Here is a 13,736-nt window from a genome sequence, read left to right as displayed (position 1 = left end):
TATACTGAAAATATTATAAATTATTTATGATATGGATGGTTATTCTTTATAGCTAGGCCTCGGAAGATCTGTTCAAGTAAAACTACAGTTACAACTTTATGAGCCATAGTTAAATCACTAAGACTAATTACACTTTGACATTTGTTTAAAAAATCTCTTTCAAAACCATATGCTCCACCTATAAAAAAGTTTACTTCACTATCATTTGAAATCATCTTTGAGAACTTAAAGCTATCAACTTTTTTCCCAAGAACATCAAGGGCAATGCAGTGTCCAGTCAAGTATTTTTCAAAAGCTTGAGTATAAGACTTTTGAGCTTCATTTTGAGATATATTTTGAGCTTTTGCAATATTTTTATCAAAGATATGATGAACTTCGACTTTTGCATATTTTGAACACATTTTAATAAACTCTTTATTTAGTTTATCAAAATCATCATTGTTAGGTTTTACTATTGCGTAGATATTTATTTTCATGTGAGATAAAATAGAAATCCCAAAAGGGATTCTATTAAAAGTTAGCTAACTTGGCTATCTTTGTAGAACATTGTTAAAAGATCAGACAGAGTTTTCTTCATATCACTTCTATTAACAACCATATCAATTGAACCTTTTTCTAATAAGAATTCAGCTCTTTGGAAACCTTCTGGTAAATCTGCTCCAATTGTTTGTTTAATAACTCTTTGCCCTGCAAATCCAATTAAAGCTCCTGGTTCTGCCATAATAATATCGCCTAAAAAGGCAAAAGAAGCAGAAACACCACCCATAGTTGGGTCAGTTAAAATTGAGATATAAGGAAGTTTTGCTTGGTCCATTTTCTTTAAAGCAGCAGATGTTTTTGCCATTTGCATTAAAGCAAAAGTTGACTCTTGCATTCTTGCTCCTCCTGAAGCAGAAACAATAATTAAACCTTGGTGTTTGTCCATAGCTCTATCTACAGCTCTTACAATTTTTTCACCTTCAACAGAACCTAAAGATCCCCCCATAAATGCAAAATCAAATACAACTATTTGTACAGGTGTTCCATTGATTGTACACTCTCCACTTATTACAGCAGATGTTCTACCTGTTTTCTTTTCAGCTTCATCAACTCTTTTTTTATAAGATTTTTTATCAACAAATTTTAAAGGATCTATAGGTTTTAAATCAGCATCATACTCAACAAATGAGTCACTATCTGCTAAAATCTCTATTCTTCTTTTTGCTCCTATTCTCATGTGAAAGTTACACTTAGGGCATATATTGTTTTGATTCTCAACCTCTTTAAAGAACATTAAAGATGAACACTCTGGACACTTAATCCAGTGTGTTGGTGCATCTTTTTTAGTTGCTTGTTGTTCTTTATTATCAAATGAAATTTTACTAAATAAGTTTTTTAAATCCATTATAAATCCTTCTTAAAATTTATCTTTTTAAATATTTTTTAGTTTCTCAACTTCGTCAAGTTTTTCCCAAGGATAATCACTTTGACCAACTTGTCCTCTAGAAGCTACATCAGCATAAAGGAAAGTTTTTTCACTTGGTTTATCTAAACCAAATTTTTCTGTAATCCATCTTGGAGTTAAAGAGTACGAATCCATTACAATTTGAGATAATTTATCATCATTATGTTTTGTATAAGTACCCATTGTATCTACTGCAACAGATGTTGGTCTAGCAACTCCAATTGCATAAGAAATTTGAACAATTGCTTTTTTAGCAAGTCCAGCTGCAACGATATTTTTTGCAATCCATCTAGCAGCATATAACCCAGATCTATCAACTTTTGTATAATCTTTTGATGATTGTGCTCCACCACCAATTGGTGAATACCCACCAAAAGAGTCAACAATAAGTTTTCTTCCAGTTAATCCTGAATCATGTAATGAAGAGTGAGACACATATCTTCCTGTTGGGTTAATATGAATAATCGTATTCTCTTTGTCATACATATCAGTTGGTAATCCAGTATCATCAATTAAACCTTGAATTAACTCTCTTACCTCTTCAATTGGCATACCTTCTACAGAAGGAGCACTTACAACAATTGTATGAATCTTTTGAGGTTTACAATTCTCAAAATTCTCTTTTGTACCATAATCAACTGTAACTTGAGTTTTAATATCAACTCCAAGTTTTTGATTATGCTTTAATGCATAGTTATATACTTTATCACAAAGCATTCTTGCATAAGTAATTGCTGCAGGCATTAAATCTGCCGTTTCATCTGAAGCGAAACCAAACATAATTCCTTGGTCCCCTGCTCCAATATCACCTGTTTCTTGATCAACACCCTGAGAAATGTCAGGAGATTGTTGATTTAGAAGCACTTGTACTTTTACATCATCTGGATGAAGGCATTGCTCTTTTGTAAAAGCAGATTTACCGTCATATCCAATTTTTGCTAAAGCATCTTTAACTAGTGTTTCGTATTCTTCTTGTGTAAGTTGGCATTTTGATTTAACCTCTCCACCAATAACAACGTGCTTTCCTGCTACAAAAACCTCTGAAGCAACTCTTGAGTTAGAGTCTTCAATAATAAGTTTATCAACTATAGTATCAGCAATTATATCTGCACATTTGTCTGGGTGTCCAGGACTTACAACTTCACTTGTAAATAAGTAGCTTGTTTTGTTTTCCATTTTTGTTTTCCTATCTTGTTTTCCATTTTTGTTTTCCATCAAATCCATACTTATCTTTTATCTTTAAACTACACTAAAAAAATAAAAAATTAATATTTATTCAACAGTTACCGACTTAGCCAAATTTCTTGGCATGTCAACATCATTTCCTAATCGTACTGAAATCTCCATAGATAGAAGTTGCAATACAACTAACATCTCAAAAAACTCTAACATATAATGATCAGTCATTTGAGTTTTTATAAAATCATCACTAAGTTCAAATTCAAGTGGAGAGATTGTACAAATAGTAGAGTCTCTAGCACTTAATTCTTCAACATTAGATTTAATTTTGTCATATAATAAATTTTCAGGCATTAGTGCAATCGTGAATAATTCAGGATCAGCTAATGCAATTGGACCGTGTTTCATTTCACCTGCTGGATAACCTTCTGCATGTAAATATGAAATTTCTTTTAATTTTAAAGCACCTTCAAGTGCTAATGGGAAAAAGACATCTCGTCCTATAAAGAAAAAACCATGGCCATGAAGATATCTTTTTGATAATCTTCTTGTTTTTTCATGCATTTTATCACTTACGATAAGTGACTTAGGAACTTCCCTTAATGCATGAATCTCTTTTTGTAAAGTTTCTTTTGAGATTTTACCATTTTGCTTAGCAAAATACAAAGAAAGCATCCATAAAACAACTGTTTGGGTAGAGAATGCTTTTGTTGAAGCAACACCTTTTTCAATACCTGCTCTTGTTAAAATTGTATATTCAGCAAGTCTAGTCATAGATGAATTATCAACATTACATACTACTAAAGTTTTAAGTCCTGCATTTTTTGCCATTTTTAAAGCTTCTAAAGTATCTGCTGTTTCACCACTTTGTGAAATAACAATAAATAAACCATTTTTATTTAAAAGTGGTTCTTTATATCTAAATTCACTTGCAATTACTACATTACATCTAATTTTTGATAATCTTTCAAAAAGATATGAAGCTGTAAGTCCTGCATGATATGAAGTTCCACATGCACATATATTTATCTCTTCAACTTCTTCTAAAATTGAAGAATCAATTTCATCAAATAAAATCTCTTCATCTTGGATTCTTCCAAGCATACAATCACTTACAACATGACTTTGCTCATAAATTTCTTTTTCCATAAAGAATCTAAATCCATCTTTTTGAGCAAATTGTTTAGAAGTTGGAAGAGTACTCCATGAAAAATCATCAGAAAAGAACTCAATTCCTTTTGAAGTTGCAATTCCTCCAACGCCATCTTCTAAATAAACAACATCACTAGCTAAACCAATTAAGGGAGCATCAGAAGAAGCAAATAAAACTTCATCTTCTTCATTTCCACGTGCTACAATTAATGGGCTTCCATGCTTAAAAAAGAATATTTTTTCTATATTTGCTTTTGTTATTAAAAGAATAGAAAAAGCACCCTCTAATCTTTCAATAGTTTGTTTAAAAGCTTTATCTTCATCATTAGAAATATTATAGTAGTTTTCAAAAAGATGAACTATAACCTCAGTGTCTGTTTGAGACACAAACTTGTGTCCTTTTTCAAGAAGTTCATCTTTTATCTCTTTGTAGTTTTCTATAATTCCATTATGAACTACATATGAAAACTCCCCCAAGTGAGGGTGTGCATTAAGTTCTGTTGGCTTACCATGTGTGGCCCATCTTGTATGACCTATTCCTATTGAGTAAGTATCAAGTTTGGCTTTATTAATTTTTTCTTGTAAGTTTGATAATTTACCTAAAGCTTTAAATACATCTATTTTTTCTTTATTTAAAAGAGCTATTCCAGCAGAATCATATCCTCTATATTCAAGCTCTTTCAAACCATCTAGTAAAATTTCTGTAGTATTTTGCTTTCCTATATATCCAACTATTCCACACATTATTTTGTTACCTTAAACTTTTTTAAAATCAAATATATTACCGAAAAAGTTCTAAATTGTTACTTTATTAATTTAATAATTTTATTAGCTCATCATGAACTAAACCATTAGATGCCACAATATATTTATCTTCAAAAAGTTTATAATTACTTCCATCAAGACTAGTAAATTTTCCTCCAGCTTCTTGTAAAATAATAATTCCTGCACTTACATCCCAAGCTTTCAAATTCATCTCATAATAAGCCTCATAAGTTCCCCGTGCAATAAAACACAAGTCAATAGCAGCACTTCCAAGTCTTCTTATATCTTGACATTGAGGAAGAATAGTCCTTATTTTCTCAATTACATCATTTAAATCATCTTGATTAGTACTATTACTATATGGAAATCCTGTAGCTACTAAAGATTTTTCAAAATTATTTTCTTTTGAAACTTCTAGTTTTTTGCCATTCAAAAAAGCACCTTGTCCAATTTGAGCTTCATATAATTCATCTAATATTGGATTATAAACTATTCCTATATATGGTTTTTTACCTTTATATACACCAACAGAAATACATGTATGAGGAACTTGATTTACAAAATTAGTAGTTCCATCAATGGGATCAACTATGATTGAATCATTAAATTCAATATTTGAATTATCAGACTCTTCTGCAATAACATTAAAATCTTTAAACTCATTAGTAAATTTATCTTTTAAAAAGTTTTCAACTGCCACATCATATTTGGTTACTAAATCTTTTTTTGCTTTAAAATTAACTTCTTTATTAGAAAAGTAGCCATCTTTTAATATCGTTCCTGCTTCTTTTATGATTTCTATTAGTTTTTCTTTCATTTTATCTTCCATTAAAATAATTTTAGGCATTTTAACAAAAATTTGTTACACTAAAATTAATATTACTATTATGAGGTTCTATGAAAAGCTTTATTCCAATTTCAGACAATAATTTTACCTTTGATTCATGTTCTAATTGTAATGCTAACTGTTGTGATGGAAGAAAAGGAACTATCTATTCTCAAATTTTAAAAGAAGAGTTTGAAAGAGTTTATATGAACTTTCCAATTTTATTTATTTTTGGGGAGCTTGGTTATTGTAAACCAGTTGTACTTTTAACAAATGGAAAAGAGTTTTGTTTTTATCAAAAAGATCATATGTGCAGTATCTATGAAAATAGACCAACTGTATGTAGAACTTATCCTCTTAGTCCAAATTTAGATAATCAAATTTATATAGATATTACATGTCCTGAAGTAAATAAAGGAAAAGAGTTTTTAATAAAGAATCAAAACATCAATATAGATTCATATAAAAACTCTATCTTTGAAAATTATCAAGATAAATATATAAATACACATTTTGAATTTGAATCTCTTAAAATAGATGACTTTGAAGAAGCTATTACACTGAAAAATGTAGACTTTTACAAATATATAGGAAAAGAAGATTCTTTATATATAAAATTACATAAAAAATCTCTTGAAAATCTTCAAAAATATCTATAGTTTTTTTAAATTAATTTTATTAGTTTTTAAGTTTACAAGGAGCATAATTGTTCTTAAGAAAACAATCTTGGAGGTGCAAATGACGAAGGATCTTCTATTTTAGTATTGTTAAAAATTAAGACTTAAAAAATTTACTATAAAGTGAATTTTATAAATATAAGTTTTATTTATAAAGATAAGAGAAGAAGGGAAAAGGTTTGAAATCTTTTCCCTTTTTTTATGGGGGAATTTTTAAAGTTTTAAAAGGACAAGAGTTAAACTTTCTTCCTTTTCTTTCGGTCAAACATGTTTCAAACAAAAATTTGAAAACTGTGTTTAATATTTTTTCGGACTTCCTTACGGACATGGTGGTGCTAAAGCACATCACCTTAGTCTGCGAAAAGGATGAAAGCCAAACTATTGGCTTTCATTTATTCCTTTTCTTTCGGTCAAACATGTTTCAAATTAAAGTTTGAAAACTATATTTGACTGCGTTGGGTAAAATCGTGAAACTATTCACGATTTTTTAACCCCAACTTACATCATACCAGGCATTCCGCCCATTCCACCCATGTCAGGCATAGCTGGAGTTGCTTTGTCTTCTTTGATATCAGTTACTGTAGCTTCAGTTGTTAAAAGTAAAGATGCTACAGATACAGCATTTTGCATTGCAACTCTTTCAACTTTTGCTGGGTCAACAATTCCAGCTTCAAACATATCAACATATTCACCAGTTGCAGCATTGAATCCATAAGTATCACTATTAGCTTTTTCAACTTCATTTACAACAACACCAGCATCAAATCCAGCATTTGTAGCAATTTGTTTCATAGGTGCTTTAATAGCTCGAAGAACTATATCAGCACCAATTTGCTCATCACCATCTAATTCTAGTTTTACTTTAGAAGCAGCTCTAATTAATGCAGCTCCACCACCAATTACAATACCTTCTTCAACAGCAGCTCTTGTTGCTGATAAAGCATCATCAACTCTATCTTTTTTCTCTTTCATTTCAGTTTCAGTAGCAGCACCAACTTTGATAACTGCAACACCACCAGAAAGTTTTGCTAATCTTTCTTGTAATTTTTCTCTATCATAATCAGAAGTTGTATTTTCAATTTCTGCTCTAATTTGATTTACTCTTCCTGTTACTTTTTCAGCTTCACCAGTACCATCTACGATAGTTGTGTTATCTTTATCAATAACAACTCTAGCAGCACTTCCTAAGCAAGAGAAATCAGCAGTTTCAAGTTTCATTCCCATCTCTTCAGAAATAACTGTACCATTTGTTAATACAGCAATATCTTCTAACATAGCTTTTCTTCTATCACCAAAACCTGGAGCTTTAACCGCTGCAATATTTAAAGAACCTCTTAATCTATTTACAACTAATGTAGCTAAAGCTTCACCATCTACATCTTCTGCAATAATTAATAATGGTCTTCCAGCTTGGTTAACTGATTCTAAAATTGGTAACATCTCTTTTAAATTAGAGATTTTTTTATCATATAAAAGAATAAATGGGTTTTCCATTTCAGTAATCATTTTTTCAGAATTAGTTACAAAATATGGAGATAAATAACCTCTATCAAACTGCATACCTTCAACTACATCTAATTCATCAGAAATACCTTTTGCTTCTTCAACAGTAATAACACCATCTTTTCCAACTTTGTCCATAGCTTCAGCAATCATTGCACCAATAGCTTTATCTGAATTTGCAGAAATAGTAGCAACTTGTTCAATCTCTGTTTTATTTGCAACTTCTTTTGAAGAAGCTTTTAAGTTCGTTAAAATAGCTTCTGTTGCTTTATCCATACCTCTTTTTAAAGTAATTGGATTAGCTCCTGCTGTTACGTTTCTAAGACCTTCTTTGAAGATTGATTGAGCTAAAACAGTAGCAGTAGTTGTACCATCACCTGCTTCATCAGCAGTTTTTGATGCAACTTCTTTTACAAGTTGAGCACCCATATTCTCTAAAGTATCTTCAAGCTCAATTTCTCTTGCAACAGATACACCATCTTTTGTAATATTTGGAGCACCAAATGACTTTTGTAAAAGTACATTTCTACCTCTTGGTCCCATTGTAACTTTTACAGCATCAGCTAATTTATCAACACCTGTAAATAATCTGTTTCTTGCGTTGTCACTAAAAGTAATTTCTTTTGCCATCTTACATAACTCCTATAACGTTTTCAATATCTAATACTAAGTAATCTTCACCTTCTAATGAAAGCTCAGTCCCTCTAAATTGTTCAAATACAATAATGTCACCTTCTTTTAATTCTGATACCTCAGAACCAATAGCAACTACTTTTGCAGTATTTGGTTTTTCTTTTGCAGAATCAACTAGGATAATTCCGCTCGCAGTTTTTTCTTCAACTTCAGTTCTTTGAGCAAGAACTCTTTTTCCTAATGGTTTAAAATTCATTTAATTCTCCTATAAATTTTTTTAATTTATAAATTTAGCACTCAAAAATTTAGAGTGCCAAATTTTATAAAATTTTTGCTAATTTGTCAAGAGGTGTGAGTATATTTGACTAAAGTTTTATGAATTGTGCCTATAAAGGTACTTTGTAAGTAGTTTATCTAAATTTTCTTCTAGATCTTTATCAAAAGTATTTAAAGTATTTCCACATTTTTTAGCTAATTTATCCGCTGCCTCTTTTGCACCTGTTAATCCTAAAAGATTTACAAAAGAGTTTTTTGCCTCATCATTTTGTGTAGTCTTTCCCGCTTCTTCACTAGACTTAGTTTCATCTATAATATCATCTTGGATTTGAAATAGTAATCCTAAATCAATTCCAAAGTTATATAGTTTTTCTTGTGTTTGTAAATCATACTCGGCAATTATTGCACCCATTTTTAAACTTCCTGCAATAAGCTTAGCAGTTTTATTTGTATGTAAAAACTCTAGCTGACTAAGTTCAAGTTTTTTATTTTCATAAAAACAATCAATTGCTTGACCGATAATCATACCATTAATTCCACCATCACTACTTAAAGTTTTGATTAATTCAATTTTTACATCATTATGTAAAGGTGCATTTGCTATTTTATTGAAGCTTTCTGTATTTAAAGCATCACCTACTAATATAGCAGTTACTTCTCCATACTTTTTATGTAAAGTTTCAAAACCCCTTCTTAAATCAGCATCATCCATTGCAGGCAAATCATCATGGATTAAAGAATAAGTATGAAGCATTTCTAAACCTAATGCAACATCAAGAGAATTTGGAACCAATAAAGGTTTTTTAGACTTTACTACACTAAGAAGTAACATAGGTCTAAATCTTTTACCCCCAGCTTGAAGCATATTTGCTAATGCTTCTTCAAAATGGGGATGAAAAGTTTCAGATTTTGGAAGGTTTTCTAAAAGATGATTTTCAAAAGTTTGTAATAGTTTATTCATAGTTAAGATTTTTGTCCAAAAGAACCAAATCCACCCATCATATTCATTGCCATTGCTTTTTTATTTTCATCACTTTGTTTTATTACATCATTCATACAAGAGATTAAAAGAATTTGTAAAGAGTCTTTATCTTCAAGTAATGAATCATCAATTTGTAAATCAATTACTTCAGAGTTACCATTGATTGAGATTTCAACCATGCCACCACCAGCTTTAGCAGTAAAGATTTTATTTGCATTATCTTCTTTAGCTTTATCAGCCATCTCTTGAACTTGTCCCATTACATCATTTAAGTTAATTTTACTTAAATCAATTCCATCAAACATGGTCACTTCCTACTAATTCATTTGTAATTGTATTAATATTGTTTTCATCATCAACAATTACTACTGTTGGTTTATAATTTTCTAACTCTTCTTCAGAATAAGAAGCATAAGATATTACAATAATTTTATCACCAATTTCTACTTTTCTAGCTGCTGCACCATTTAGGCACATATCTTTACTTCCAGCTTTACCTTTAATAACATATGTAGCAAATCTTTCACCATTGTTTACATTTACAATTTCTACTTTTTGACCTACTCTAAGTTTTGAAGCTTTCATTAAATCTTCATCAATTGTAATTGATCCAACATAATTTAAATTTGCATCTGTAACAGTTGCCCTATGTATTTTACTATACAGCATATCAAATGTCATTTTGTCTTTTCCCTTTTACTCTGATTGAGCTAAATTTATAGGTTCTCCCCAGAATTGTTCTGGAATTAAATATTCTGCAACAGGAGTACCACCTATAATATGTTCGTCTACTATTTTATCTACTTTTTCCTTAGATAGATTACAATACATATAATGCCCTGGTTCAACCATCATTACTGGTCCAATTTGACATCTTCCTAAACATGAAGTTCTTATTGCTTGAACTGGTCCCATAATACCTTTTTTCATCAGTGTTTGACCAAGATGATTAAATAAATCTTGAGTTTGTTCATCTACACATGAAGGCTTTGGCATTCCAGGAGGTGAACTTTGTTCACATTTAAAAATGTAAAATGTTGGTTGAGGCATTTGAGGCATCATAGTTAATCCTTTTGAACCTATTAATTGTTTGATTGAATTTTAACAAATATTTATTAAAGTCATCTAAAGCATAAGTTTTAATAATGTTTTAAATCTTCAAAGAATATACTTTTTATTTATAAAATTACTAAAGGATAAGGTTAAATGAAAAAGATATTTCTTTTTTTATTTTCGCTTGTATTGTTTTTAGAAGCAAATAATCAAATTGCTACAATTAAAACTTCACAAGGAAATATCAAAGTTGAACTTAGAGCAGATCTTGCTCCAAAAGCTGTAGAAAACTTTGTAAAACACGCAAAAGATGGATATTATGATGGAACTATTTTCCATAGAGTTATTAAAAACTTCATGATTCAAGGTGGAGACCCAACTGGAACAGGTAGAGGTGGAGAATCAATTTGGGGAAAACCTTTTAAAGATGAATTCTCATCAAAAGCACTTTTTGATAAGTCTGGCGTTCTAGCAATGGCAAATGCAGGACCAAATACAAATGGAAGTCAATTTTTTATAACTACAGTTCCAACTTACTGGTTAAATGGAAGACATACAATTTTTGGATATGTTAAAGAAGGAATGGATGTGGTAAGAAAAATAGAAAATGTACCAACCTCAGGAAGAGAAGAAGGAAATAAACCTTTAAGTGAACAAAAGATTATCTCTATTGAAATAAACTAATTTTTAGGAAGCCTACGAGCTTCCAAAAATTCTAACTAACACATCTTTAGGAGCTATATTTAAAAGCTCTTTTTCTAATCTATCTACTTTTTTAGCTTCTGCTTTTGCTTTTTCTTTCCAATAAGAAAGCTTTTGTGATATTGCTTCAGCATTCTCTACATTTTGGAGTTTTTCTTTTAACTCACTTAGTTCTTGTTCTAAATCATCAATTTCAACTTCAAAATTAACTTTTATTTGCTTACACTCTTTTTCATGCTCACTTTCAATATTTTCTATTTTTCTATTTAACATTCTATTCTCTATTTTTAAATCAGCATTTTCTTTATTTACTTTTTTAACGAGATTATGTTTTTCTTCTATAGTGTCTGTTTCTTTTTTAAGTCTTTTATATTCTTGATTTATTTTTTTATTTTCTACTCTATATTTTTCAACAGTATAAACATATTTATCTTTATCACTTTTTGCTGTTTTTAGTTCTTTTTTAAGGTTTTCAATTTCATATAATAATCTATTTATTTCATGTTGTAACTCAGCACTTGCTTCTTTACCTTTAATGAAAATTTCACCTTTATCTTTAATCAAGTGACTTTGAACTTCTCTTCTTTTTATTGCTTCTTGAGTTTCATCTTTTTGAATCATTAATGAACCAATAAACTCACCTGTATCACTTAATACAGCTACTACCGTAGTATTTGAAATATAGTACGTACCATCTTTTTTAAGGTTTTTTATTCTATCTTCAAACTTTTTATCTACGGGAACTACTTTTTTTATTTTTTCGTATATTTTTTTGTCAGTTTCTGGATGTCTTGTTATATCTATATCTTTTCCAATAAGTTCATCCTTATCAAAACCAGTGATATCACAAAATAGTTCATTTACATGCTTGATTTTAAAATCTTTATCAGTTCTAATAACAATATTATTGTTATACATGATATCTTTATACTTTTTTAACTCTTTTGTTTGTTGTGCAATTAAAAACTCTTGATATTTTGTTAATGCCAACTCATTAAGTACAGACATTAATTTTCTTATATCTATTGGTTTTGTAATATACTCAAAAACCTTTAGTTTAATTGCTTCACTTAAAAATTCATTATCAGAATACGCAGTGGCAAAAATAATAGAAACATCTTTATCTGTTTCTCTAATTTTTTTAACCATGTCTATTCCGCTTAGATTTGGCATATTAATATCAGCGATGATTACATCAATATCATCTTTTCTTTTTTGATATATTTCTAAACCTTCTTTTCCATCTTTAGCAGAAAAAACATTCTGAAAAAATTTAGATAATAAAGATACTAATTCATTTCTAACACTTTCATCATCTTCAACATAAAGAACTGTTAGTCTTTTTAAAAGATTTTTATCAACTGTTTGCATATTAGTTACTTCTATCCAAAGATACTATTAAGTTAATAAATTTGATAAAATCAAAAGGTTTTAATAAATAGTCATTTACCCCTAAATCTTTTGCTTTATTTATATACTCTATTTCAGTATGAGCGGACATTACAATAATTGGAAGATTTATATCTCTTTTTTTCAACTCTTCAATCATTTCAAGACCATTCATTACTGGCATATTAATATCAGTTATGACCATTGATAAATCAGGGTTTTCTTCTATTATTTTAAGTGCTTCTTCCCCATTTTTTGCTGTAAGATAATTTGTATCTAATTTATCTAATGTATCAGATATAATTTCTATTAAATCATCTTCATCCTCTACGAAAAGCAGCTTTAATGCCCTGAGTTTTTCAATTTTATCTTGCATTTATTACCTTATTACTTTAGTTCTTCTTTAGCAACAACAGACTCAACATCCATGATAACTAGCATCTGATTATTTTCTAATCGTACAAATCCTTTTAAATATTTTGAAGGAATTGCAGATCCCATATCAGACACAGGCGCTAAAGATGAGATATCTATTCTTTGTACATCATCAACTTTATCTACAACAAGACCAATCATTCTTTTATCTTCAGTTATTACAGCAATTACTGCTGTACTATCATTGTAAACTACTTCACCAGTTTTAAACTTGATTCTAATATCTAAAATAGGAACAACTTCACCTCTTAGATTGATTAAACCTTTTACCCAAGTTTTTGTGTTTGGCAATGTTGTAATTAACTCAGGATACGTTAAAATTTCTCTTATTTTTGGCAATTCAATTGCATACTTCATTTTTCCTAATTCAAATGTCATATACTCACTTGTATTAGCATAATTTACGATTTCTTCTTCATTATTGTTTACTGTATTTCTTTCCATTTTTTTTACCTTCCTTCTTCTTTATTCCAATTTGCATATAAAACTTCAGCTTCTGATATTTCTTCTCTTGATGGTTTCCTTCTACAAGACAAATACCCTTTAGTACCATCACAACTCTCAAAGGGATATACTGTTGCAAATACCCAATAATAACCTCCTGTTTTTGTTGCATTTTTTACATAGCCTGTCCATGTCTCACCTTTTTGAACTGTATCCCAAAGGCTTTTAAATGCTTTTTTTGGCATATCTTTATGTCTTACCATACTATGTGGATTA

At 29.6% G+C, this 13,736-nt stretch carries 17 protein-coding genes; 2 read left to right on the top strand and 15 right to left on the bottom strand.

Annotated features, from left to right (window positions below):
• Nucleotides 1–20 precede the first annotated feature (20 nt).
• The 5 genes from CRV01_RS03720 to CRV01_RS03700 all read right to left on the bottom strand — a co-directional run bounded on the left by CRV01_RS03720 (nt 21) and on the right by CRV01_RS03700 (nt 5,357).
• Nucleotides 21–476: a 23S rRNA (pseudouridine(1915)-N(3))-methyltransferase RlmH gene (locus CRV01_RS03720; protein WP_129006903.1), complete on the bottom strand. Its 456-nt coding sequence runs from the start codon at nt 474–476 to the stop codon at nt 21–23.
• Nucleotides 477–517: 41 nt separating this feature from the next.
• Nucleotides 518–1,384 carry an acetyl-CoA carboxylase, carboxyltransferase subunit beta gene (gene accD / locus CRV01_RS03715; protein ID WP_129006902.1) on the bottom strand — a complete coding sequence of 289 codons (867 nt, stop codon included), beginning with the start codon at nt 1,382–1,384 and terminating at the stop codon, nt 518–520.
• 27 nt (nt 1,385–1,411) lie between these two features.
• On the bottom strand, nt 1,412–2,620 hold the full coding sequence (metK, locus tag CRV01_RS03710) for a methionine adenosyltransferase (protein ID WP_258238305.1): 1,209 nt from the start codon (nt 2,618–2,620) through the stop codon (nt 1,412–1,414).
• 96 nt (nt 2,621–2,716) lie between these two features.
• On the bottom strand, nt 2,717–4,519 hold the full coding sequence (glmS, locus tag CRV01_RS03705; RefSeq protein WP_129006901.1) for a glutamine--fructose-6-phosphate transaminase (isomerizing): 1,803 nt from the start codon (nt 4,517–4,519) through the stop codon (nt 2,717–2,719).
• Nucleotides 4,520–4,586: 67 nt separating this feature from the next.
• Nucleotides 4,587–5,357: an inositol monophosphatase family protein gene (locus tag CRV01_RS03700; protein WP_129006900.1), complete on the bottom strand. Its 771-nt coding sequence runs from the start codon at nt 5,355–5,357 to the stop codon at nt 4,587–4,589.
• Between the two features lie 80 nt (nt 5,358–5,437).
• On the opposite strand from CRV01_RS03700, the gene CRV01_RS03695 reads away from it, so the two are divergent.
• Entirely contained in the window at nt 5,438–6,025 is a 588-nt protein-coding gene (locus CRV01_RS03695) for a YkgJ family cysteine cluster protein (protein WP_129006899.1), read from the top strand.
• Nucleotides 6,026–6,541: 516 nt separating this feature from the next.
• On the opposite strand, the gene groL is transcribed toward CRV01_RS03695, so the two are convergent.
• The 6 genes from groL to CRV01_RS03665 form a co-directional block, all read right to left on the bottom strand.
• On the bottom strand, nt 6,542–8,176 hold the full coding sequence (gene groL / locus CRV01_RS03690; RefSeq protein ID WP_129006898.1) for a chaperonin GroEL: 1,635 nt from the start codon (nt 8,174–8,176) through the stop codon (nt 6,542–6,544).
• A 1-nt stretch (nt 8,177) separates the two neighbouring features.
• Nucleotides 8,178–8,435, bottom strand: coding sequence for a co-chaperone GroES (gene groES / locus CRV01_RS03685; RefSeq protein WP_129006897.1), 258 nt, complete (start codon nt 8,433–8,435; stop codon nt 8,178–8,180).
• Nucleotides 8,436–8,552: 117 nt separating this feature from the next.
• On the bottom strand, nt 8,553–9,416 hold the full coding sequence (locus tag CRV01_RS03680) for a polyprenyl synthetase family protein (RefSeq protein ID WP_129006896.1): 864 nt from the start codon (nt 9,414–9,416) through the stop codon (nt 8,553–8,555).
• Nucleotides 9,417–9,418: 2 nt separating this feature from the next.
• A complete protein-coding gene (locus CRV01_RS03675; protein WP_129006895.1) occupies nt 9,419–9,742 on the bottom strand; it encodes a YbaB/EbfC family nucleoid-associated protein in 324 nt (107 codons plus the stop codon).
• On the bottom strand, nt 9,735–10,118 hold the full coding sequence (panD, locus tag CRV01_RS03670) for an aspartate 1-decarboxylase (protein WP_129006894.1): 384 nt from the start codon (nt 10,116–10,118) through the stop codon (nt 9,735–9,737). The genes CRV01_RS03675 and panD overlap by 8 nt, the downstream gene beginning before the upstream one ends.
• Before the next feature lie 15 nt (nt 10,119–10,133).
• A complete protein-coding gene (locus tag CRV01_RS03665; RefSeq protein ID WP_129006893.1) occupies nt 10,134–10,499 on the bottom strand; it encodes a ferredoxin in 366 nt (121 codons plus the stop codon).
• A 144-nt stretch (nt 10,500–10,643) separates the two neighbouring features.
• Here CRV01_RS03665 and CRV01_RS03660 point away from each other — a divergent pair, with 144 nt between their 5' ends.
• Nucleotides 10,644–11,174, top strand: coding sequence for a peptidylprolyl isomerase (locus tag CRV01_RS03660; RefSeq protein WP_129006892.1), 531 nt, complete (start codon nt 10,644–10,646; stop codon nt 11,172–11,174).
• Between the two features lie 12 nt (nt 11,175–11,186).
• Here the strand turns inward: CRV01_RS03660 and CRV01_RS03655 are convergent, their stop codons facing one another.
• The 4 genes from CRV01_RS03655 to CRV01_RS03640 form a co-directional block, all read right to left on the bottom strand.
• Nucleotides 11,187–12,563, bottom strand: coding sequence for a response regulator (locus tag CRV01_RS03655; protein ID WP_129006891.1), 1,377 nt, complete (start codon nt 12,561–12,563; stop codon nt 11,187–11,189).
• A 1-nt stretch (nt 12,564) separates the two neighbouring features.
• Nucleotides 12,565–12,957, bottom strand: a complete 393-nt coding sequence (locus CRV01_RS03650) for a response regulator transcription factor (RefSeq protein WP_129006890.1) — start codon at nt 12,955–12,957, stop codon at nt 12,565–12,567.
• Nucleotides 12,958–12,968: 11 nt separating this feature from the next.
• Nucleotides 12,969–13,460 carry a chemotaxis protein CheW gene (locus CRV01_RS03645; protein ID WP_129006889.1) on the bottom strand — a complete coding sequence of 164 codons (492 nt, stop codon included), beginning with the start codon at nt 13,458–13,460 and terminating at the stop codon, nt 12,969–12,971.
• A 5-nt stretch (nt 13,461–13,465) separates the two neighbouring features.
• Nucleotides 13,466–13,736: PAS domain-containing protein (locus CRV01_RS03640; RefSeq protein ID WP_129007512.1), on the bottom strand; the 271-nt coding region annotated here is incomplete at its 5' end.

This window comes from Arcobacter sp. CECT 8983, from assembly GCF_004118855.1.
Classification (GTDB): Bacteria; Campylobacterota; Campylobacteria; order Campylobacterales; family Arcobacteraceae; genus Halarcobacter.
Note: the sequence above shows the minus strand (reverse complement) of the source record. Positions and strands in the feature narration are given on the sequence as shown.